At 47.1% G+C, this 21,300-nt stretch carries 14 protein-coding genes and 1 tRNA gene; 8 read left to right on the top strand and 7 right to left on the bottom strand.

The window, feature by feature from the left end:
- Positions 1-50 precede the first annotated feature (50 nt).
- Together LG272_RS10010 and LG272_RS10015 are read left to right on the top strand one after the other, a co-directional pair.
- A complete protein-coding gene (locus LG272_RS10010; RefSeq protein WP_404408292.1) occupies positions 51-2,810 on the top strand; it encodes an insulinase family protein in 2,760 nt (919 codons plus the stop codon).
- Between the two features lie 71 nt (positions 2,811-2,881).
- Entirely contained in the window at positions 2,882-5,476 is a 2,595-nt protein-coding gene (locus tag LG272_RS10015) for an EAL domain-containing protein (protein WP_404408294.1), read from the top strand.
- Here LG272_RS10015 and LG272_RS10020 read toward each other — a convergent pair.
- The 3 genes from LG272_RS10020 to fadI are packed head-to-tail and all read right to left on the bottom strand — an operon-like array spanning position 5,451 to position 9,128.
- Positions 5,451-5,648 (bottom strand): hypothetical protein, encoded by a 198-nt coding sequence (locus LG272_RS10020; RefSeq protein ID WP_126759177.1) that lies wholly within the window; start codon positions 5,646-5,648, stop codon positions 5,451-5,453. The two genes, LG272_RS10015 and LG272_RS10020, sit on opposite strands and share 26 nt — an antisense overlap.
- A 46-nt stretch (positions 5,649-5,694) precedes the next feature.
- Positions 5,695-7,818 (bottom strand): fatty acid oxidation complex subunit alpha FadJ, encoded by a 2,124-nt coding sequence (gene fadJ / locus LG272_RS10025; protein ID WP_404408296.1) that lies wholly within the window; start codon positions 7,816-7,818, stop codon positions 5,695-5,697.
- Complete coding sequence (gene fadI, locus LG272_RS10030) at positions 7,818-9,128, bottom strand: acetyl-CoA C-acyltransferase FadI (RefSeq protein WP_404408298.1); 1,311 nt, start codon at positions 9,126-9,128, stop codon at positions 7,818-7,820. Before fadI ends, fadJ begins: the two co-directional genes overlap by 1 nt.
- 172 nt (positions 9,129-9,300) lie before the next feature.
- Here fadI and LG272_RS10035 point away from each other — a divergent pair, with 172 nt between their 5' ends.
- The 6 genes from LG272_RS10035 to LG272_RS10060 are packed head-to-tail and all read left to right on the top strand — an operon-like array spanning position 9,301 to position 16,209.
- Complete coding sequence (locus tag LG272_RS10035; protein WP_404408300.1) at positions 9,301-10,257, top strand: AAA family ATPase; 957 nt, start codon at positions 9,301-9,303, stop codon at positions 10,255-10,257.
- Positions 10,258-11,238: a DUF58 domain-containing protein gene (locus LG272_RS10040; RefSeq protein WP_126759181.1), complete on the top strand. Its 981-nt coding sequence runs from the start codon at positions 10,258-10,260 to the stop codon at positions 11,236-11,238.
- Positions 11,235-11,717: a DUF4381 domain-containing protein gene (locus tag LG272_RS10045; protein WP_404408302.1), complete on the top strand. Its 483-nt coding sequence runs from the start codon at positions 11,235-11,237 to the stop codon at positions 11,715-11,717. The genes LG272_RS10040 and LG272_RS10045 overlap by 4 nt, the downstream gene beginning before the upstream one ends.
- The gene (locus tag LG272_RS10050) at positions 11,710-12,696 is read left to right on the top strand and encodes a vWA domain-containing protein (RefSeq protein WP_404408304.1); all 987 of its coding nucleotides are present in this window, start codon (positions 11,710-11,712) and stop codon (positions 12,694-12,696) included. Before LG272_RS10045 ends, LG272_RS10050 begins: the two co-directional genes overlap by 8 nt.
- Positions 12,689-14,494, top strand: a complete 1,806-nt coding sequence (locus LG272_RS10055; RefSeq protein ID WP_404408306.1) for a VWA domain-containing protein — start codon at positions 12,689-12,691, stop codon at positions 14,492-14,494. The genes LG272_RS10050 and LG272_RS10055 overlap by 8 nt, the downstream gene beginning before the upstream one ends.
- Complete coding sequence (locus LG272_RS10060) at positions 14,488-16,209, top strand: BatD family protein (RefSeq protein ID WP_404408308.1); 1,722 nt, start codon at positions 14,488-14,490, stop codon at positions 16,207-16,209. The genes LG272_RS10055 and LG272_RS10060 overlap by 7 nt, the downstream gene beginning before the upstream one ends.
- Positions 16,210-16,264: 55 nt before the next feature.
- Here the strand turns inward: LG272_RS10060 and ppiD are convergent, their stop codons facing one another.
- From ppiD to lon, 4 genes are all read right to left on the bottom strand, one after another.
- Positions 16,265-18,151, bottom strand: coding sequence for a peptidylprolyl isomerase (ppiD, locus tag LG272_RS10065; RefSeq protein ID WP_404408310.1), 1,887 nt, complete (start codon positions 18,149-18,151; stop codon positions 16,265-16,267).
- Between the two features lie 105 nt (positions 18,152-18,256).
- A tRNA-Asp gene (locus LG272_RS10070) sits at positions 18,257-18,333 on the bottom strand.
- 7 nt (positions 18,334-18,340) lie between these two features.
- Positions 18,341-18,613 carry a nucleoid-associated protein HU-beta gene (gene hupB / locus LG272_RS10075; protein ID WP_055438316.1) on the bottom strand — a complete coding sequence of 91 codons (273 nt, stop codon included), beginning with the start codon at positions 18,611-18,613 and terminating at the stop codon, positions 18,341-18,343.
- 312 nt (positions 18,614-18,925) lie between these two features.
- The gene (gene lon, locus LG272_RS10080; RefSeq protein ID WP_126759187.1) at positions 18,926-21,274 is read right to left on the bottom strand and encodes an endopeptidase La; all 2,349 of its coding nucleotides are present in this window, start codon (positions 21,272-21,274) and stop codon (positions 18,926-18,928) included.
- Positions 21,275-21,300 lie beyond the last annotated feature (26 nt).

Genomic DNA, 21,300 nt, shown 5'->3' on the forward strand with positions numbered 1-21,300 from the left:
CCATGTTTGCTTGATAAGCATTCACGGAAGGTTCAAGTTTAGGGAGCACGATGGCGACTGATAGCTCAGGAGTCACAGTGTCGGCTCGGGTAATAATTGATGATCAAGACATTACCAAAAGCCCGACCGATCAACGCAGGTATCGCATTATCGAGCTCGATAATGGCATGCGCTGCGTTCTGGTGCACGAAGCTGAAGCGCGACAAGCTAGTGCGGCTCTCGCCGTTGCTGCTGGGCATTTTCACGATCCACATCATGCGCAAGGTTTGGCGCACTTCCTTGAGCACATGTTGTTTTTGGGCACTGAAAAGTACCCAGATGCGAATAGTTACCAAAGTTTTATTAGTGCCCATGGCGGCAATCATAATGCCTGGACGGGTACTGAATTCAGTAATTACTATTTTACTGTTGATGCGAACTATTTTGATCAAGCACTCGATCGATTCATGCGATTTTTTCACGAACCGTTGTTTGCACAACAGTGGATCGATAAAGAGTTACAGTCAATTGAGTCAGAGTTCCAGCTAAAGCGCCAAGATGAGTTGCGCCGGTTATATCAAGTTCACAAAGCGACTTCGAATCCGAAACACCCCTTCAGTAAGTTTTCGGTGGGTAATCTCAGCACCTTAAAAGACCAACCGAACAATTCACTGCAGCAGCAGTTGCGCGATTTTTTCAAACGTTGGTACTGTGCACGCCGCATGACCTTAGTGTTACTTGGTCCGCAACCACTTGAGCAGTTAAGTAAGCTAGCCTGTACGCATGCACAAGCGGTAAAAAGTGGCTGTGCGGATGTTTGGGATATTGACGAGCCACTGTATTTACCAGAGCAACTCGGTGTTGAGTTACACGTTAAACCACTAAAAGACGCCCGCCGGCTAATCATCACATTTGCCTTGCCAGGTATTAATGACGATTACGCAAACAAGACCACAAGTTATATTGCGCACCTTTTGGGTTATGAAGGTCCCGGTAGTTTGTTTGGTTATCTACGCGATAAGCATTGGATTAATACCCTCGCTGCCGGTGGCGGCATCAGTGGTAGCAACTTCAAAGATTTTAATATCAATATGCAGCTGACTGAACAGGGCATGGCGCACCGTGATGAAATCATTGGCGCCCTATTCCATTACATTCAGCTGATTCGTGAGCAGGGATTGAATTCATGGCGCTATAACGAACGTCGCGTAAGTGTCATGAATGCCTTTAATTTCCAGGAACAGCCACGGGCAAGCGATTTAGCGCCACAACTCGCTATTAACTTGCAGCACTACATTGCTGAAGACATTATTTTTGGTGATTATCGAATGGATGGTCTATTCCAACCAAAAGCTCACCAGTTTTTGGATTGTATGCGACCAGACAACATGCGAGTCACGGTCATCCATAAAGATTTGCCCACGGACAATGTTGAGCCGATTTACGGTTGTCACTATGCAATGCGAGCGCTTTCTCAACAACAACTTGAGGCATTCAGCGGGTTTACGCCAATAGACGTAAAGCTACCGGATCCAAACCCCTATCTCGCCGAGCCATGGCAATTACAATCCATTACCTCGGATGAGCCAACCGGCTTACCGCGTGCGAAACAAACAGCTCCAGCATTGACCTGTTGGCATCTTCACGATATTGATTTTCGACAACCGAAGGCTCATTTGTATCTTGGTTTTCAACTTCCGAATGTCGTTGCAAATCCAGCAAACTTTGCTCAAACACGTCTATGGTGTGAATTGATGCTCGATACGTTAAATGAGCAGTGTTACGATGCCGAAATTGCCGGATTGCATTTTAATCTCTATCCGCAACAACAAGGCATGACGCTTCACGTGACTGGCCCTGCACACTATGTTCCCCAGTTAACTGACACACTCATTCAAGCCATGCATTCACCGTCCTTTTGTCAACAGCGCTGGCTCGATTTACGACAACGCTTGATGACAAACTGGCGTCAAGCGTTGTTGCACAAACCGCTGAATTTTTTATTTTCACATTTAAACGTACAGTTGCAGCCGCATACCTATTCAGTCATTGATTTAGCCGTAGAGTTGGAACAATTAGATTTTACAAGCTTCTGCGAAAGTAGCCCGCGTTTGTTTACGCAGGCACAAGTACAAATGTTTGCCCATGGAGACGTAAAAGCTGAGCAATTAACCTCTGTCCATAAGGCTCTCGCGCAATGGCTGGATTTAACTCGGCCTCTGGAACCCATTGATTTGACGCCAGCAGCACTTAACAAGCTACCGGCAACAATCGCCGTTGAGACACAACATCCTGATCACGCAGTAATAGCGGTTTTACAATCCATGCAAAACACTGTGCAACAACAGGGCATGTTTATGTTGCTCAATCAAATGTTACAGCCACGCTTTTTTGCACAATTACGCACCGAACAGCAACTTGGCTATTTGGTAGGTACAACTTATTTACCAATGCAACAATACCCTCATCTGTTGTTTTATGTGCAATCGTCTCGCGTGAACAATCAGGAACTAGAACAGGCGATCAAAATCTTTTTTGAGGGGATTCCGACGATATTAGCGGATATCTCTGCCGAAGAATTCGACAAAGCACGGCAGAGTTTAACGCAACAGTTGACTGAAAAAGACACGAGTTTACGCTCACGTAGTCAACGATTGTGGAGTGCTATAACACAACAAGATCATGATTTTTCAAGACTAACTAGAATAGCCGATGCGATTGAAACACTAACTATCGACGCATTCAAAACCGAATCAAAACAAATTTTTAACAATGCTTCAGGACAAATGTTTCTGTCTGCATGCCCCGCGAACTTTGACAGATCCCGCTAAATTGTTTAATTTGATGAACAACATAACAAATAGAAGAGCTGTACATAAAACAGTCAATTTCGGGGAAAAGCGTGCGACGCCTGCAACAGCTTTATTACAGTTTACGCTTAAGAGCACTGACAATTGTTATTGTTTCGGTGTTTTCGCTGTCATTCCCGTTGCAAGCGCAAGACTGGCAAGTTGAACTCATAAACCTTCGTCTCGCAAATCAGCCCGTTAGTGCGCAACAACTCGATCAACGCAACCGCCCGCAGCTCTACAACACCGAAACGCTTTATATCCCAGACATCCAAGACCCATTTAGTATCGAATTTGGTGCACCTTATGCGCCGAATGCGCGATTACTTTATTATCGCTATCAGCTCGAAGGTTTTGATCGAGACTGGGTCTATACCGATAATGATTATCGACGCGCCACTTATACAAATTTAAGCTACGGACAATACGTATTTAAAGTTGAAGCTTCCTATGACGGTACCAGTTGGTCTGGTCGTCGCCAAATTTTGCTCGATGTTGCAGCTCCTAGTTGGTTATCGCCTTGGGCTATTAGCGCCTACGCATTACTTTTGCTCGGCATTTTAGCGGCGGTATTTTTTATTGTTCGCGCTCGTCATCTCGCAATTAAACAACTTCGTAGTAGTGAAGAGCGCCTGAAGCTCAGCTTATGGGGAAGTGGTGATCAACTTTGGGATTGGCACGTACCTGAAGGCACCATTCACCGCCACAATAGTTGGCGGTACCTCAACGAGTTCCCGATTGATCACATTCGATCAGGTAAACGAGGCAGCCCAAGTAATATTCATCCTCTTGATCTACCTAAGTTGCAACAGCAATTGCGCAAGCACTTAGATGGCGCATCGAACTATTTTGAGATGACTTATCGTGTCAAAACGGACAAAGGTTGGATTTCGGTACTCGACCGCGGCAAAGTGGTTGAACGCGACGAAAACCAACACCCGTTGCGCATGACCGGTACTCTGAAGGATATTACACCACTGGTTGCCGCTGAAGAACGCTTGAAAATGCTCGCAACATCCATCACTAATATTTCCGATGGCGTGTGTATTTACGATGCCAACTTTAAAGTCATCGAGACCAACGCATCAGTAGCCAAAATAACCGGCTATTCTCGCGATGATATGCTTGATCGGCCGCTCCAACTGCAGCTTTATAGCCCTGAATATATTGAACAAATCAAGCGCTTGTTAAAACAACACGGCAGTTGGCATGGCGAAGTCGAAGATTTACGCAAAGACGGTAGCTTGTATCAAATGGAGTTAACGTTAGATGCCATACGCGACGATAGTGACCGTATTTCACATTACGTTGCTACCTTTGCCGATATCACCGAACGTAAATCGACGGAACGCGAATTACGCCGTTTATCGAACACCGATACGCTTACTGGCTTGCCCAATCGTTCCTATTTCCAAGTCAGCCATGCCAATTTGGTGCGTAAACGAATTCAGCATGCACTGTTGTTATTTGATTTGGATGATTTTAAGAAAATTAACGACTCACTGGGTCATGACATTGGCGATCAATTATTATTACAAGTGGCCGAACGTGTTGCCGAGGTAGGTCGACCGCAAGATACTTTCTTCCGACTAGGCGGCGATGAATTCGTATTGATGCTCGAAGATACAAGCGACCTCAGTGTCATTACTGACGTCGCGACGAAAATCCTCGCTCAAGTTGGCGAAGCATTCCATGTCAATCAACAAGATATTGTTATTGGAAGCTCCATCGGCATCGTGGTTTATCCCAACGATGGCACCTCGTCGCAAGAACTGCTGCAAAATGCAGACACTGCCATGTATCACGCGAAGAATCGCGGCGGCCACAATTATCAATTCTTCAATGAATCGATGAATAAGAATGCCGTACGCCGTTTGCAAGTCGAGAACCAACTCCGGCAAGCTCTTCGCAACAATCATATTCAAGTGATGTATCAGCCAAAAGTTTCGCTTCGCAATTATGAGTTTGTTGGTCTCGAAGCTTTGGTACGTCTTAATATTCCGGGTATCGGGCTGGTTAGTCCAAGTGAATTTATTCCTCTCGCTGAAGAAACTGGTTTGATTATTGAAATGGGCGAGCAAGTTTTACGTCAAACCTGTCGCGATATGCGCGAGTGGGTAAAACAAGGAACAGTGCAAGGCCGTGTCGCCGTCAACTTGTCAGCGAAGCAGTTCATTCAACCGGACTTGACGCAACGCATCATGACTATTTTAAAAGAAGAACAGCTCGCACCAGAACATCTTGAGCTAGAGATAACCGAAGGCGTCGTCATGGAAGATCCAGAACGTGCCATTGAAATTATGACCGAACTGCACAACTGCGGTATTCACTTGGCACTGGATGATTTTGGTACAGGTTACTCGTCCCTCGCTTACTTGAAGCGCTTCCCGATTCAAACATTAAAAATCGACAAAGCCTTTGTCGATGATATCAATGGTGCTGAGCGCGATCGAAACATGGTTGCATCCATTGTCGCCATGGCACATAACATGGGATTAGACGTTGTTGCAGAAGGGGTCGTCAATACAGCTCAAGCAGCCACACTAAGCCGCTTGAGCTGCGAATTTGCGCAAGGCTACTTGTTCGCAGAACCGCTAACCAGTGATGCTTTCTTGGCACACATTAGCGTACCAGCATCGATACATTAGCGCGCCCCTGCGCCTTCAATAATGTCATCCGCTTATGGGTGAAAAACATTGGTAATACGAGCGGCCCAAATAACAAACCCATCGCTCCCCAACGTTTAGCCCCCATCGCATGGGTTAAAGCTTGAATGTATAACGTCAGCGCAGACAACAAACAACACAGCGCAATAAACATCTCAACTCCAGTTTTTACAACAAATTCAACTTAAAGCATCGAGCGCTTAATAAAAGCGCTCGTTATTCTCTGCCATTTTAACCAGCAATTGTGCCGGGGTATAACGTTCACCATGTTGCTGCCGATAATTCTGCAAGCGGCGAACAATTTCAGCCACACCAACGGCATCCATGTAACGGAACGGACCACCGCGGAAAGGTGGAAACCCGATACCGAAAATGGCACCAATATCGCCATCGCGAGCACTACGGATAATGCCTTCGTCCAAGCAGTAGGCGGCTTCATTCAACATCAACAGCACTGTACGCTGAGCGATTTCATCACCACCTAACTTAGCTGAAGGACTAATACCTAACAAACCATATACCGATTCATCAACCGATTTACCCGGTTTCTTACCCGAGTAGGCATAAAAGCCCTTCTTGTTCTTCTTACCTTTGCGCTCATCATCCAATAACTTGCCAAACGCATCTGGCGCACGGAATCGGTCGCCTAATTCATCAGCCATGATTGGCGCGACTTTCGCCGCCACATCAATACCCACTTCGTCCATCAATTTCATTGGCCCAACTGGGAAGCCAAACTTAACCAATGCACCATCCACCGCTTCAATTGGCTCTCCTTCGAGAACTAATCGCGCCGACTCATTCATGTACGGTGCCAAGATTCGGTTGACATAAAAGCCCGCGCCGTCTTTTACCACAATTGGGGTTTTACCCTGCTTCTTGGCCAGTGCAACCGTTGTTGCAATAGTTTCATCCGAGGTTCCCGCATGAGTAATAATCTCAGCCAATGGCATTTTATCAACCGGTGAAAAATAATGTAATCCGATCACGTTTTCCGGGCGCTGTGCCTCAGCGGCAATTTTGGTAATCGGTAAACTCGAAGTGTTGGTGGCAAAAATCGTGTTTTCACCGGCAACGGCCTCAATATCAGCAACCATTTGTTGCTTCAGTTTTAGGTCTTCAAATACCGCTTCTATCACGACATCAACTTGATCAAAACCACTGTAGTCGAGCGTACCGCTCAATCGCAGCATGGTTGCTTCAAGCTCGGTGCGCGATAGATGTTTCCGCTTCACTTTTTTATGTAATAAGTCGTAGCTATACTTCAGAGCATGCACAATACCTTGCTCTGAAATATCTTTGATGCGTGCTGGCAGTCCTGCTTTTGCTGCTGTCACATACGCAATACCGCCACCCATTAACCCACCACCAAGTACACCCACGCGCTCAATTTTACGCGGCTTGGTATCGCCGGCTCCGGTTTCTTTTTTCATTGCGGTCGTCGCAAAAAAGATATGGCGTAGCTGTTTTGATTCTGGCGTCATCGCGAGTTCACCGAACGAACGTGCTTCAAACTCAAGCCCCGCCTCAAAACCCTTATCAGCGCCATAGGCAATGGTATCGATAATTTTATCAAGTGCCGGATAATTGCCTTTCGCTTTTGCTTGCGCTTGCTCGCGAGCTTTTGAGAAAATTATGCCGCGACCTACACCACTGCCTTCAAGTAACTTGTTGAATAAAGAATGGCGAACACGCTTCACCTTTGCTTTGCTACTTAGTGCGAGCTTCACTGCCGCCTCAAGCAAAATAGTTGCGGGAACAACGTCGTCAACAATACCCAGTTTCTTCGCTTGTTTCGCCCGCAACTGTTTGCCGGTTAAAATTAACGGCAAGGCTTTTTGGATTCCGATAAGACGCGGTAAACGCTGCGTACCACCCGAGCCAGGTAATAAACCAAGCTGCACTTCTGGCAAACCGATAATGGTTTTCTCGCTGTCCGTCGCAATACGATAATGACACGCCAAGGCGAGTTCTAAGCCACCACCCAAGCAAGCCCCATCAATCGCCGCCACAACCGGCACTTTTAAACTTTCAATGCGATCAAACATCGCTTGACCTTGGCGTGCCAAGCTTTCCGTATCGGCAGCATTTTCACAAGCGTCAATCATGCTAATATCAGCACCAGCTACAAATGAGCCCGGTTTATCGCTGATCACCACAACACCTTTCAGATCGTGTTGCTGCTCTAACTGGTTCAATACGTGTGCCACCTCTTCAGCAAACGAAGCTTTCAAGGTATTCATTGATTCGCCCGGCACATCAATGTGGATGACCGCTACCTGATCATCGCGTAATTCTAGCGTAAAGGCTTTCTGCTGGCTCATTATTCCGTCTCCACAATCATTGCTGCACCTAAACCACCAGCCGCACAGGCTGTGGTTAACCCGATACCGCCACCACGGCGTTTTAATTCATTGAGGGTTTGGGTAATTAGACGTGCACCAGTTGCCGCAAATGGGTGCCCATAGGCTAACGAGCCACCCATGACGTTGAATTTTTCCATGTCGATTTCACCAATCGCTTCGCTGCGACCAAGCTTCTCTTCGGCAAATTTTTTGCTGGCAAACATTTTCATGTTAGCAAGCGTCTGTGCCGCAAACGCTTCATGCATTTCAATTAAGGTTAAATCGCTTAACTTCATGCCGGCACGATCAAGTGCCAGCGGCGTCGCATACGAAGGGCCCATCAGCATATCTTCCCAAACGTCAATGGCACTAAATGCGTAGCTACGGATATAACCAAGAACTTCATAGCCTAGCGCTTTCGCTTTGCTCTCAGTCATCAATAAAATGGCGCTAGCACCATCGGTTAACGCCGTGCTATTCGCTGCAGTCACTGTGCCATGTTTACGATCAAATACCGGGCGTAATTTCGCATAACCATCCAATTTGGAATCACTACGAACCGTATTGTCACGTTTCAAGAAATCGCTATACGGCTCAGCATAAGCGGTCATGACTTCGGCATCTAACTTACCTGCCTCCCATGCTTCGTGGGCCAATGTATGTGAACGATGCGCCAAGGCATCCTGATCGGCTCGGCTTATATTGTGCGTTTTCGCCATCTGTTCGGCTGTGTCACCCATGGTTAAACCGGTACTGTATTCAGCAATTGCTGGCGGCACGGGCATTAAATCTTTAAACCGCAAACGCTTCAGAATATTCCAGCGCTGGCCTAGCGTTTTCGCTTTATTTAAATCGACAAGCGCGTGCGCAAGCGAGCGCGAAACGCCAATCGGTAATACTGAGGACGAGTCGGCGCCGCCGGCGATACCGACTGAAATGTTTCCAACCAACATGCTTTCTAGTACGTTGACCGTAGTTTGAAAACTGGTCGCGCAGGCTCGTGATACACTGTACGCATCAGTCGATACAGGAAGACTTGTGCCCAAAACAATTTCGCGCGCAATGTTTGGTGCTTTTGGCATTTGGACAACTTGTCCGTAAACCAACTGCTCAACTTCATTTGGGTCTAAGCTGTAGCGATTAAGTAGCTCTTGCACCACCATTTTGCCCATATCCAATGCAGGAACGCCATGGAAATAGGTCGCCTGCTTCGCAAACGGGGTACGCAAGCCGGCAACAATCGCAATGCGGTCGCCTGAAGCAGTGGTCAGATTCTGACGTGCGGCCATAGATTTGTCCTCTGTTGTTTTGTTATGGTCATTCCTTAATCTGGTCTGACCTCATAGATAGTTACAAATTTTAACGGGTCTTTGGCGAGAATTAAACCGTTGTTTTCGGTAAAGTGCGAACATAGAGTATAGCGATAGTATAGAAGTAATATACACAAAGCAGAGGAATCTGATGGCAGCTGAACAGTTTCAAGCATTACGCAACTACCTCGACAGTCAAGTATTAGGGCAACCTGATTTCACTGAAAGCCTGCTAGTTGCCATACTAGCCGATGGCCATTTGTTGGTAGAAGGACCACCAGGGCTTGCGAAAACCCGAGCCGTCAATGCCTTGGCAAAAGGGGTTGAAGGCAGTTTTCATCGCGTGCAATTTACCCCAGACTTGCTGCCCGCCGATTTAACCGGTACCGATATTTATCGACCTGAAACTGGCGAGTTTGTGTTTCAACAGGGGCCTCTGTTTCACAACATTATTTTGGCAGACGAGATAAACCGTGCGCCAGCGAAAGTACAGTCTGCATTATTAGAAGCGATGGCCGAGCGCCAAATTACGGTCGGCCAAAAGACCTATCCGTTACCAGAACTATTTATGGTGTTGGCAACCCAGAACCCGCTTGAGCAAGAAGGTACCTACCCACTTCCTGAAGCACAACTTGATCGCTTCTTAATGCATCTCAATTTGGGTTATCCAAATGCCGACACTGAACGCGACATTTTACGCTTGACTCGCGGTGAAGAGTTACAAGGCCAAGCGGACATTCCGAAGCCATTGAAACAGCAAGATATCTTCAATGCACGCAAAGAAGTTCTTGGAATCTACATGGATGAAGCGGTTGAAAACTATTTAGTACAATTGGTCATCGCGACACGCGAGCCAAGCTTTTATAGCAGCGACTTGGCGCGCTGGTTAAATTACGGTGCCAGCCCACGCGCAACCATTGCTCTTGATCGTTGTGCGCGCGCTCGTGCTTGGTTACAGCAACGCAACTTTGTCACCCCAGATGATATCCATGCAGTTTATGCCAAAGTATTGCGTCACCGAATAATTCTTAGTTACCAAGCAGAAGCCGATGGCATTGATGCTGACCAAGTTTTAGCGCAAATCATTCAGTTAGTTCCAGCACCATAAATGAGCGCACGTCGTCACTTAATGTCACCTGAACTTGTCACGCAATGGCTAAATACATGGCGCAGTGATGGTGTTCACGTCAATAGTCACGAACTGATGTATTACCGCAGTAAAGTTAACGCATTTCAGCGTTTCCGCCGGCTGCATCCGCCGCCCGGCGCTAGCGGTGCATTGCTAAGCAAGTTTAAAGGTCGTGGCATGGAGTTTGATGAATTCCGTCACTATCAAGCAGGTGATGATATCCGCGCTATAGACTGGCGCGTCACCGCGCGCACGGGCACTCCGCATACGAAATTGTTTCGCGAAGAGCGTGAGCGGCCAGTGTTTGTGGTTGTTGATTTTAGTGACAGTATGCAGTTTGGTAGTCAGCTCTTGTTTAAATCCGCGCAAGCTTGTCACTTAGCAGCGTCTTTAGCCTGGCTCGCAGTAGCAAGAGGCGATCGAATTGGTGCGGTCATGACCAGTCAGTATGGTCATGCAGAAATTAAGCCTCAAGCACGCCACCATGGCGTCATGCAAGTAATCCATCACTTAGTCGAACAACAACAGCTGGCTGTAGACAGCTGGCAACAGCAGCATCGTCATCAAAATGTCTTTCCGCAGGCGCTTGAGCGGATGCAACAATTGGCGCGCCCCGGCAGTATTATTTATTTAATCAGTGATTGGTTGAGTGACGACCCAGCGCTATGGCGTCATTGCTTGGCACTGCAACGTCATTGCCAATTGGTACCGTTTACGATTATCGACCCACTTGAGTTACAGTTGCCAAATGTGTCCGATCATACACCGTTGTCGATGACCGACGGTGAACTAAGTGTCGTGGTCGATCCGGTTAACAAACATCAGCGTCACGCCTATGCACATGCGCAACAACAACGCTTACAATCTGTTGTGAAGCAATGGCAACAGCTTGGTTGTCCATTGCGTATGATCAGTTCGGCCGATGCGCTCGAAAACCAATGGCCCGGAGAGTTATTATGATATTACTCGACAAGCCTATTGAAATGAATGACATTGTGGCAGCCCCTGCGGCATCGTGGTGGCCGCTAGCCATTGGCTGGTATATTCTTGCAGCAGTAACCTTGGTTACCGTTATCAGCGCCATGGTCTTGAGTGTACGAGCCTATCGCAAACGCCGTCCCCGTCGATTAGCGTTGCGTCAACTACGGCAACAACCACCAGAAACACTCAGTGCCATCACCTTACTATTAAAACAGGCGTCATTAGCCTATGTACCGCACCATAATACGTTGAACTGGTGGGATTTTTTAAGTGAGCAATTGAGTTCGCGTCAGCGTCGTCGATACCAACCATTGCTCGCGTCATTAAGTGAGGCGAGCTATCAACCTCACGTGGCACAACAGCAATGGGTTGAGCCATATCGTGACTTCGCAGTGGTCTGGTTAAAACAAGCACTTCCGCTTTCCACCAAGCAGACGAAGGAGCAAGGCGATGATTGATTTCGCTTGGCTTTGGGCGGGGCTTGTTTGGCCTGTACCCTTGCTTTACCGATGGCTTCGACGTGCACACACACAGCCATCGCAACCACTCAATATGACTCATTTGCCAGCGGTCGCATCGGCTACAATTAAGCCAAGTAATAGTCGATGGGCAAACGCCATTGGCGTTTTAGTGTGGACGCTTCTAGTGATTGCATTAATGCGACCGCAGTGGCTTGGTGAACCGATCCCAGCCCAGAATGATGCTCGTGAAATGATGATTGCCGTTGATTTATCCGGCAGCATGGAAATTGCGGATATGGCCATTGACGGACAACAAGTTGACCGATTAACAATGCTCAAGCATGTCATGAATGATTTTATTGAACGTCGCGTCGGCGACCGCCTCGGATTGATACTGTTTGCGGATACTGCCTACGTGCAAGCTCCCATGACTTTTGACCGAGCGACCGTACAAAAGATGCTTGATGAAACGGTTTTACGTTTGATTGGTGAGCGTACAGCAATCGGTGATGCGATAGCACTCACGGCCAAACGTTTTGCTGAGCGTCCGCAAACCAATAAAATTTTAATTCTAGTCACCGATGGGCAGAATACCGCCGGCAACGTCTCTCCTGCCCAAGCACTCGAACTTGCAAAATACTACGGCGTGAAAATCTATACGATTGGCGTGGGCGCAGAAGAAATTGTTGTTGATGGATTTTTCGGGCAGCGACGAGTTAACCCAAGCCGCGATTTAGATGAAAACATGTTAAGACAATTAGCCGAAGAAACGGGTGGTGAATATTTTCGAGCTCGTAGCACAGAAGAACTTGAACGCATTTATACTGAACTTGATACCTACGAGCCGGTACAAGGTGATAACCAGCTACGCCGACCGCAAACAGCACTCTATCATTGGCCGTTAGCACTGGCTTGGCTGTTTTTAGCCCTAGCATTTATCCATGCCACCGTGCGGACTTGGAGGCAGCATGGCTGATTTCCATTTTCTCCGACCACTGTGGTTGCTGACCTTGGTGCCAATTATCCTTGTTACTTTGTGGGCGTGGCGCCATGCCCAACAAAAACAAGGGTGGGCTAAGATCATCCCGTCTCATCTACAAGCCATACTGCTACGCCAGCAAGCACAGCGAGGAACTCGTCTTCCGTTACTACTCGTGAGTATGGCGCTTAGTTTCGGCGCCGTTGCTTTGGCTGGACCTGCTTGGGAAAAATTACCACAACCGGTTTATCAGCTGAAGGCGGGCTCAGTTGTGGTTATGGACATGTCATTGTCAGTATATAGCACCGACTTATCGCCAAACAGACTGAGTCAAATGCGCTTCAAGGCAACGGATTTGGTTACTGAACATATCGATGGCGACATCGGCCTCATTGCCTATGCTGGCGATGCTTTTACCATCAGTCCGTTGACTGCTGATGGTGGCAACTTAACCAACCTCATTCGAGCTCTGAGCCCTGATATCATGCCAACTCCTGGCAGTTATCCAGTGCGCGCATTAGAGTTAGCTGATCAACTTCTAAAGGAAGCGGGTTACCCTGAAGGTGACATTTACTGGCTTACTGACGGTATTGATGGTCGTGATCAAATCGATATTGGCGACTTCATCAATCGCACCTCGCATCGGCTCAATATTCTCGCCGTTGGTACTGAAGACGGCGCCCCTATTCAATTACCCGATGGTCGCTTACTGCGCGATAGTAATGACAATGTTGTGATTCCCAAATTAAGTGTAGGCGGGTTACCATCGCTTGCTGAACGTAGCAACGGTCGCTTTATTCAGATTCGAACCGATCAACAAGATATCGTTTATCTCACGTCGCAAGCGCCTAGTACTCGCGAAGGTAATGAGAGTAACCTGCAAGCAGGTGATCAATGGGCCGATCAAGGGCCATGGTTGATTCCTCTTATTTTACTACTGCTACTTCCATTAGCTCGTCGCGGTCGCGTACTAAGCCTTGCGCCATTTGTCTTGGTATTTTTACTCGGTCAACCAGTATATGCGGCACAACAAGAGCCTTTGTCATGGCATGAAAAGCTGTGGCAAACCCCATATCAGCAAGCTGATCAAGCCTTAAACGATGGTAACTTCGAACGAGCTGCTACCATCACAGACGATGCTTGGCAGCGAGGTACGGCCAACTATCGGGCTGGGAATTATGACCAAGCGCTGGTTGACTTCTCCCAACTTGATAGTGCTGAAGGCTTCTACAATCAAGGCAATAGTTTGATGCAACTGCAGCGTTACGATGAAGCAAAGAATGCCTATGCGGCGGCTTTGGAGCGGCGACCTGATTGGTCTGAAGCGAAGCAAAATTTAGATTTAGCCGAGGAGCTTGCTGAACAAAAGCAACAACAGCAACAACAGCAGAACCAGCAAGGACATCAGAATCAGCAAGGGCAATCGCAGCAATCTGAGCAACAATCGGAGCAGCAATCGGATCAGCAATCAGAGCAAAACAACGAACAAGAAGACGAGCAAAATCAATCTGAAACGCAACAATCACAGCAGAATCCACAGGAGTCTGATGAGCAAACTCAAGAGGCTGAAGCACAAGAACAAACAGAGACCGAACAGCAAGCACGTACAGGTGAAGAGCAACCATTAAAAAGTCAGCTTGGTGATCCATCAGAAGAAGAGTTACAGCAACAAATGCAACAGTGGTTAAATCGAATTGACGATGATCCCGCTGTGTTATTACGTAATAAAATGCAGTATGAAGCCCAGCAACGACGTCGCCAGGGCCCGCCTCCAGGAGTTGAAAAGTCGTGGTAAACAAAGCGTTGAAATTAATATTGCTATCAATGATGTTCTGGTTTTCTGTAGCTATTGATGCGCAAGAAACCGAGATCGTTGCTAGTGTGGATAAGAATCCAATTATTCAAAGCGAGCCATTTACTCTGACGATTACAATCAATGATGATGTCAGCGAATCAGCTTGGGATGCAGAGCAACAACTGCGCGATTTTCGTATTTTGAATGTCCGGTCGTCACGCAGAACGAGCGTGATCAATGGAGAAACGACGCGCACAACCTCGTTCATTGTTAACCTGCAAGCACCATCAAGCCCTGGAATCGTAAGAATCCCGCCCATTCAAATCGGTGCCGCGCGTAGCAATGCAATTGAATTAACCATTTTAGATGCTGCAGCGTCAGTTGATGAACTAGAGCAACGTCCAGCCTTTATTCGCACATCGTTAGAATCAAAACGTGTTTATGTACAACAGCAATTCAAATTGGTTTCGCGGTTGTACTTGAGCGCCAATTTGCACAGCGGTAATCTCATTGCCCCAAGCCTCAAAGATGCTGAAGTGGTCCAGTTCGGCAAGGATGAGGAATCTTACGAAATCATTAATGGGAAACGCTACCAAGTATTTCAACGTACCTACTTAATCACGCCACAGCGTTCAGGTGACCTGACTTTAGAAGGCCCTGCGTTTGAGGGACAAATTACGCGCGATTCAAGCCGCTCGGTATTTTCAGCCATCGCAACCACTCAGCCAGTTAGTGCCGTAGCTGTACCGACTTCAATTACAGTTCTACCGCGCCCAGCCGATTGGCGTGGCCACTGGCTTCCTTCTGAGCTCGTTAGCGTCAGTGTCGAACGAGCAAACTCAGAGCAGCCGATAGAAGTAGGACAACCGATTACCCTAACCTATCGCATCACCGCTATTGGCGTCAGTACTGAGCAATTACCGACGTTATCGTTTGATAATATTGATGGTGCTTCGGTATACCCAGAATCACCAGAATTTGCTAGCACAACACGCAATGGTCGCGTCATTGCCCAGCGCAGCCAAACGATCGCTGTTATTCCGCGTCAAGCTGGTGAATTTACAATTCCGGAAGTTGAGGTGGATTGGTTTAATACGCGCCTTGGAGAAGCTCAAGTCGCCTCTTCAGAAGCAATTAAACTGACAGTAAGCCCCAGTTCTCAGCAAGTTGACCCAACACCAGTGGTGAATGAACCGACTCGCGATGAAAACGTCGTAACCGATAAACCAACACAGCAAAATTCATCATCAGCGAAGTCGGAATATACAATTTATTTCTACTTAGCTGTGGTATTTGCGGTGCTCTGGATTACCACTTTGAGCCTATGGGCATGGTGGTGGTTCCGTCGTTCAAGCGTCACCGCCGAGTCCGTCAGTGTAAGCAATAAACATCACACCACTTCGGCATCTTGGGATCACTTACAAAAGGTTGCTCTCGAGAACGATGCGAATGCAACAGATCGAGCGCTTCGGCTGTGGGCTCAGGAAAAACTTAAGCTACCAATGCACGATCTATTCGAATTGGCAAACTACTTTAATCATCAACCTCTATCCAGCCAGTTAGATCACCTACAACGTTGTCGTTTTTCAGGTAACGGTGCAACATGGCTTGAAGGTAAGGCTTTAATAAGAGCTGTCAAAGCCGCACAGAAGCAACGTAAGACATTAAAGACCAAAGAGAATACCCTGGCTCCGCTTTATCCTAATCAATCTTAAAAGTGCATAAAAAAACCCGGACTCAGTCCGGGTTTTTATCTCTGACAATCTCCGATTATTCGGTCGTATTGCCTCGTGCATCAAGGCGAATCTCGATATCAGCCTCTTCACGTAGTGCTTCAATAAATGCACCATAGCTTTGCTGTGTGAAACTATTCGTTAATTGCTCGGCCATTTGTGCCTGCATCGCATCATCAACTTCACCGGCCATAACATCAGTTAGTTGAACAACTGCCAACGCACCGCTGTTTAACTCAGTTACCGCCACTTGCACTGAATCGGCGGCCGGCACGGCTTGCTCAAACAAACTCTGCACCACAGCACGCGGTACTTCCGAGTTACGACGATCGATAGCTTCTAAAGCAATTAATTCAACATCAAGTGACTCGCCATTGCGTAACTGCGTAGCCATGGCCTCGGCATCTTCACGAGCTGCCGCTTGCGCTTTTTCGGTACGTACATTATCTAATACCTGCGCACGAACCTCATCAAGCGATTTAGTCGATGCTGGTTTGTAGTCAACAACACGTGCAACCACTGCTTGCTTATCATTAACTTCGATAAGGTCACTGTTTAGGCCTTCATCAATAAAATCACGATTAAACAGCTGTTCCATCACCGCAGGATGATTTAATGCTGTTGGCGCAGAATCACGGTTAAACCAATCGCTCTGACGAACGGTTAACGCGGTTTCTTCAGCAACCGGTTGCAACGTATCTGGAATATCAAATGCAAGTGCTGAAACTTTCTGTTGAAGCTCGTAGTACGCTTGTTTCACACGACTATCTCGCATCTCAGCGACAATCTCGTCGCGCACTTCTTCGAACGAGGTTGAAGAACCCTCTTCGATATCGGTCAGCTTAATGATGTGATAACCAAATGAAGTACTCACCACGCCAGTAATGTCACCAATATTTTCGAGCGCAAACGCTGCTTCATCAAACGCCGGATCCATGGTGCCTTCCTCAATAAAGTCTAAATCACCACCGGCTTCAGCAGTAAATATGTCATCCGAATATTCAGCAGCAAGTTCGGCAAAGTCTGCACCTTCAGTTAACTTCGTTAAAACTTCTTGAGCTTCTTTCTCTGCAGCTTCGCCTTCCCCTTCAATAAGGATGTGTGCGAAACGATAACGGTCGTCCGTTTGATAACGCGATTGATTATTGTCGTACCACTCGCGAACGACACGCTCGTCTATCTCAACTGACTCAGCAACAACATCAGCGTCGAGTTGAACAAATTCAACTTTGACTTGTTCAGCAACATTAAAACGCTGTTGATTCTCTTGATACCATTGTTCAAGTTCGGCGTCCGCAACTTCAACAGCATCAATATATTTATCGAGCTCAAGCGTCGTATAGGCACCGCTGCGCTTCTGGTTTACTAATCGTTGCACCGCTGCAGCTTCGCTCGGAAGCGTAAATTCAGACTCCACCATCGCCTGAAGCAGTTGCGTGCGAGCTAAATCGCGACGCATTAGCTCAGCGAAACCATCTGGTGTGTAGCCCAAACCGCTCAGCGTCATTTGATAGGTTGTATTATCAAATTGACCAGCGACTTGGAAAGCGCTGATTTCGCGAATCGCTGCTTTCACCTGCTCATCAGAAACACGTAAACCCGCATCACGCGAGTATATTTCGACAAGCTTCTGGTTAATCAAATCATCCAACACTTGTTGGCGTAATTGCCGATTGAAGCCTGGGTCAGCAGCCAGTGTGGCATAAAAATCACCAAACTGTTCTTGTTGACGCGCGCGCTCATTTTCAACAGCACGATCAAATTCAACCCGAGTAATTTCCTCACCGTTAACCACGGCTACCGATGGCTCTGGCTGATTAGTGATGTAACCACCAATTCCAGCTAAGGCAAAAGTAAGGGCAATCAATACTAGAATCGCTTTCACTATAAAGCTTTGCGACCCTTCACGAATCCTGTCCAACATATCTCACTAAACCTCAATTATTCCCGTTGTTGGGCGGGTATTATATCTGCTATTGCAGAAAAAAAATAACCCGAAGACAAGCTTCGGGTTATTTTCAGCATGTGCTGGCGGAACGGACGGGATTCGAACCCGCGACCCCCGGCGTGACAGGCCGGTATTCTAACCAGCTGAACTACCGCTCCGCTTTTATTAGTTTACTGAATCTTTCAGTGCTTTACCGGCTTTGAAAGAAGGTACTTTAGCAGCTGCGATTTGGATAGTTTGGCCAGTTTGTGGGTTACGACCAGTACGAGCTGAACGCTCACGAACACTGAAAGTACCAAAACCAACTAATGCTACTTGATCACCTTTCTTCAAAGCGTCAGTTACTGCTTCGATGAAAGAATCTAGAGCACGTCCAGCCGCAGCTTTAGAAATTTCTGCTCCGTCTGCAATTTTATCAACTAACTGAGACTTATTCACAGTATCATCCCCTTAGATTGTTATTATCAGATTTGCATGGTTCCATTGCGTTCTGTTTTTCAATGGGCCAGCGAAGGTTATAACAAGCTTAAACTAACTGTTCAAGCGATAGTGACAGATTAGCAGACATCTTCCTTATTAATCTATCACTCAAGTGGCATGCCAGAGTCATTGTTTGTTTGAGTCTGACCAATCACTTTGACTCTAGGCTACCACAAGATTTCCGATTGAGAACCCTTTTTAGCAATTTTTTTAACGAAAGAATGCGGGCTACAGGCACATTTTACCCTTGCAGACCGCATTTTTACGTTTTTAAGCCGTTTTTTCGCCGGTTTTCGGCGCAGATTCGAGCGCAACAGCCAACACTTCATCAATCCATTGCACTGGCTGAATCTTCAAATCTCCCTTCACAGCGTCACTAATTTCCTTCAAATCGCGCTCATTATCCTTCGGAATGAGAACATGTTTGATGCCACCGCGATGTGCGGCTAACAGTTTTTCTTTCAATCCACCGATAGCTAATACTTCGCCGCGCAGGGTAATTTCCCCCGTCATCGCGACATCTGCACGCACTGGAATGCCAGTTAACGAACTGACTAATGCAGTCACCATCGCAATACCGGCACTGGGCCCATCTTTCGGTGTTGCCCCTTCCGGCACATGCACGTGAATATCACGTTTTTCGTGGAAGTCTTCTGGAATGCCAAGTTTATTCGCACGGCTACGCACCACCGTAAGCGCCGTTTGAATGGACTCTTGCATCACATCACCCAATGACCCTGTTGAGGTGATCTTGCCTTTGCCCGCAACGTTAGTGGCTTCAATCGTCAATAAATCACCACCAACTTCAGTCCAGGCCAACCCAGTCACCTGACCAACTTGGTTATTTTCCTCTGCTTTACCGTAGTCAAAACGCTGCACACCAAGGAAATCGGATAGATTATCGCCGGTAATTTCAACGTGCTTGATACGCTTATCCAGAACAATCTTTTTCACCGCCTTACGACACAAACGCGAAATTTCACGCTCGAGGTTACGCACGCCAGCTTCGCGAGTGTAATAACGTATAATGCCAATAATTGCATCATCGGTGACATTAATTTCTTTGTTTTTCAATCCATTACGTTCAATTTGTTTTGGTAACAAGTGACGTTTGGCAATATTCAGCTTTTCATCCTCGGTATAGCCCGACAAACGAATCACTTCCATACGGTCTAGTAGTGGACCTGGAATATTCATGCTGTTCGAAGTCGCCACGAACATCACGTCTGACAAATCGTAATCCACCTCAAGATAATGATCGTTGAAGTTCACGTTTTGTTCAGGGTCTAGCACCTCTAGCAAAGCCGATGCTGGGTCACCACGCATATCGGAGGCCATCTTGTCGATTTCATCCAACAAGAATAACGGGTTGCGAACACCAACCTTCGCCATTTTTTGAATGAGCTTACCCGGCATAGAACCGATATAAGTACGACGGTGACCGCGAATTTCCGCTTCATCACGCACGCCGCCTAAGGCCATGCGAATATATTTACGCCCGGTAGCCTTCGCAATCGACTGTCCCAAAGAGGTTTTACCGACACCCGGAGGCCCTACCAAGCACAAAATTGCGCCACGAACCTTACTGGTACGTTGTTGAACCGCCAAATATTCCAGAATCCGTTCTTTTACTTTCTCTAAACCGTAATGATCGGCATCAAGAATTTTCTCAGCGTTCGCTAAATCCTTCTTGATACGCGAGCGTTTTTTCCACGGCACCGAAACCATCCAATCGATATAGCCGCGCACCACCGTAGCTTCAGCCGACATCGGTGACATCATCTTCAACTTCTGCAATTCGGCGCGAGTTTTCTTTTCCGCCTCTTCAGGCATATTGGCGTCTTCAATTTTCTTTTGCAGTGCTTCGAATTCGTCAGGACCATCTTCCATTTCGCCCAGTTCTTTTTGAATGGCTTTCATTTGCTCATTCAAATAGTACTCGCGCTGACTCTTTTCCATCTGCTTTTTAACACGCGAACGAATGCGTTTCTCAACCTGTAGCAGATCGATCTCGCCTTCCATCAGAGCCATCAAAAATTCGAGACGCTCACGCACATCAGTAATTTCGAGAACTTTCTGTTTATCATTGAGTTTTAACGGCATGTGCGCTGCCATCGTATCAGCCAAACGATCGGCCTCTTCGATACCCGACAAGCTGGTTAATACCTCTGGCGGTATTTTCTTATTGAGTTTCACATAGCCTTCGAACTGATTGATCGCCGAGCGAATCATCACTTCTTCTTCTTTTTCGTCCATGACTTCCGAATCAAGATAATGCACTTGCGCACGGAAGAAATCGGCTTCAGGTTCAAACTGCTCTATCTCAGCGCGCTGGCTGCCTTCCACCAACACTTTAACGGTACCGTCTGGCAACTTTAATAACTGCAAAATCGTCGCGACGGTACCAATCGTATGAATATCGACTTGCTCAGGTTCATCAACTGACGCATCTTTTTGTGCCGACAAAAATATTTGTTTGTTCTGTTCCATCGCTGCTTCTAAACAACGAATAGACTTTTCACGCCCGACAAATAAAGGGATTACCATATGCGGATACACGACGACGTCGCGCAAGGGCAGCACAGGTATGCTTAAGCGCTCAATCCGTTCTTCACTCATAAACTTCTCCAAGTAACCGGTTCGTG

The organism is Pseudidiomarina marina (assembly GCF_044807045.1).
In the GTDB taxonomy this organism is placed as follows: domain Bacteria; phylum Pseudomonadota; class Gammaproteobacteria; order Enterobacterales; family Alteromonadaceae; genus Pseudidiomarina; species Pseudidiomarina marina.

What these genes read in the sequence shown, in the direction of transcription:
- LG272_RS10010 (WP_404408292.1), top strand. Translation starts at nt 51, where the DNA reads ATGGCGACTGATAGCTCAGGAGTCACAGTGTCGGCTCGGGTAATAATT.
- LG272_RS10020 (WP_126759177.1), bottom strand. Translation starts at nt 5,648, where the DNA reads ATGTTTATTGCGCTGTGTTGTTTGTTGTCTGCGCTGACGTTATACATT.
- fadJ (WP_404408296.1), bottom strand. Translation starts at nt 7,818, where the DNA reads ATGAGCCAGCAGAAAGCCTTTACGCTAGAATTACGCGATGATCAGGTA.
- fadI (WP_404408298.1), bottom strand. Translation starts at nt 9,128, where the DNA reads ATGGCCGCACGTCAGAATCTGACCACTGCTTCAGGCGACCGCATTGCG.
- LG272_RS10035 (WP_404408300.1), top strand. Translation starts at nt 9,301, where the DNA reads ATGGCAGCTGAACAGTTTCAAGCATTACGCAACTACCTCGACAGTCAA.
- LG272_RS10040 (WP_126759181.1), top strand. Translation starts at nt 10,258, where the DNA reads ATGAGCGCACGTCGTCACTTAATGTCACCTGAACTTGTCACGCAATGG.
- LG272_RS10045 (WP_404408302.1), top strand. Translation starts at nt 11,235, where the DNA reads ATGATATTACTCGACAAGCCTATTGAAATGAATGACATTGTGGCAGCC.
- LG272_RS10050 (WP_404408304.1), top strand. Translation starts at nt 11,710, where the DNA reads ATGATTGATTTCGCTTGGCTTTGGGCGGGGCTTGTTTGGCCTGTACCC.
- LG272_RS10055 (WP_404408306.1), top strand. Translation starts at nt 12,689, where the DNA reads ATGGCTGATTTCCATTTTCTCCGACCACTGTGGTTGCTGACCTTGGTG.
- ppiD (WP_404408310.1), bottom strand. Translation starts at nt 18,151, where the DNA reads ATGTTGGACAGGATTCGTGAAGGGTCGCAAAGCTTTATAGTGAAAGCG.
- lon (WP_126759187.1), bottom strand. Translation starts at nt 21,274, where the DNA reads ATGAGTGAAGAACGGATTGAGCGCTTAAGCATACCTGTGCTGCCCTTG.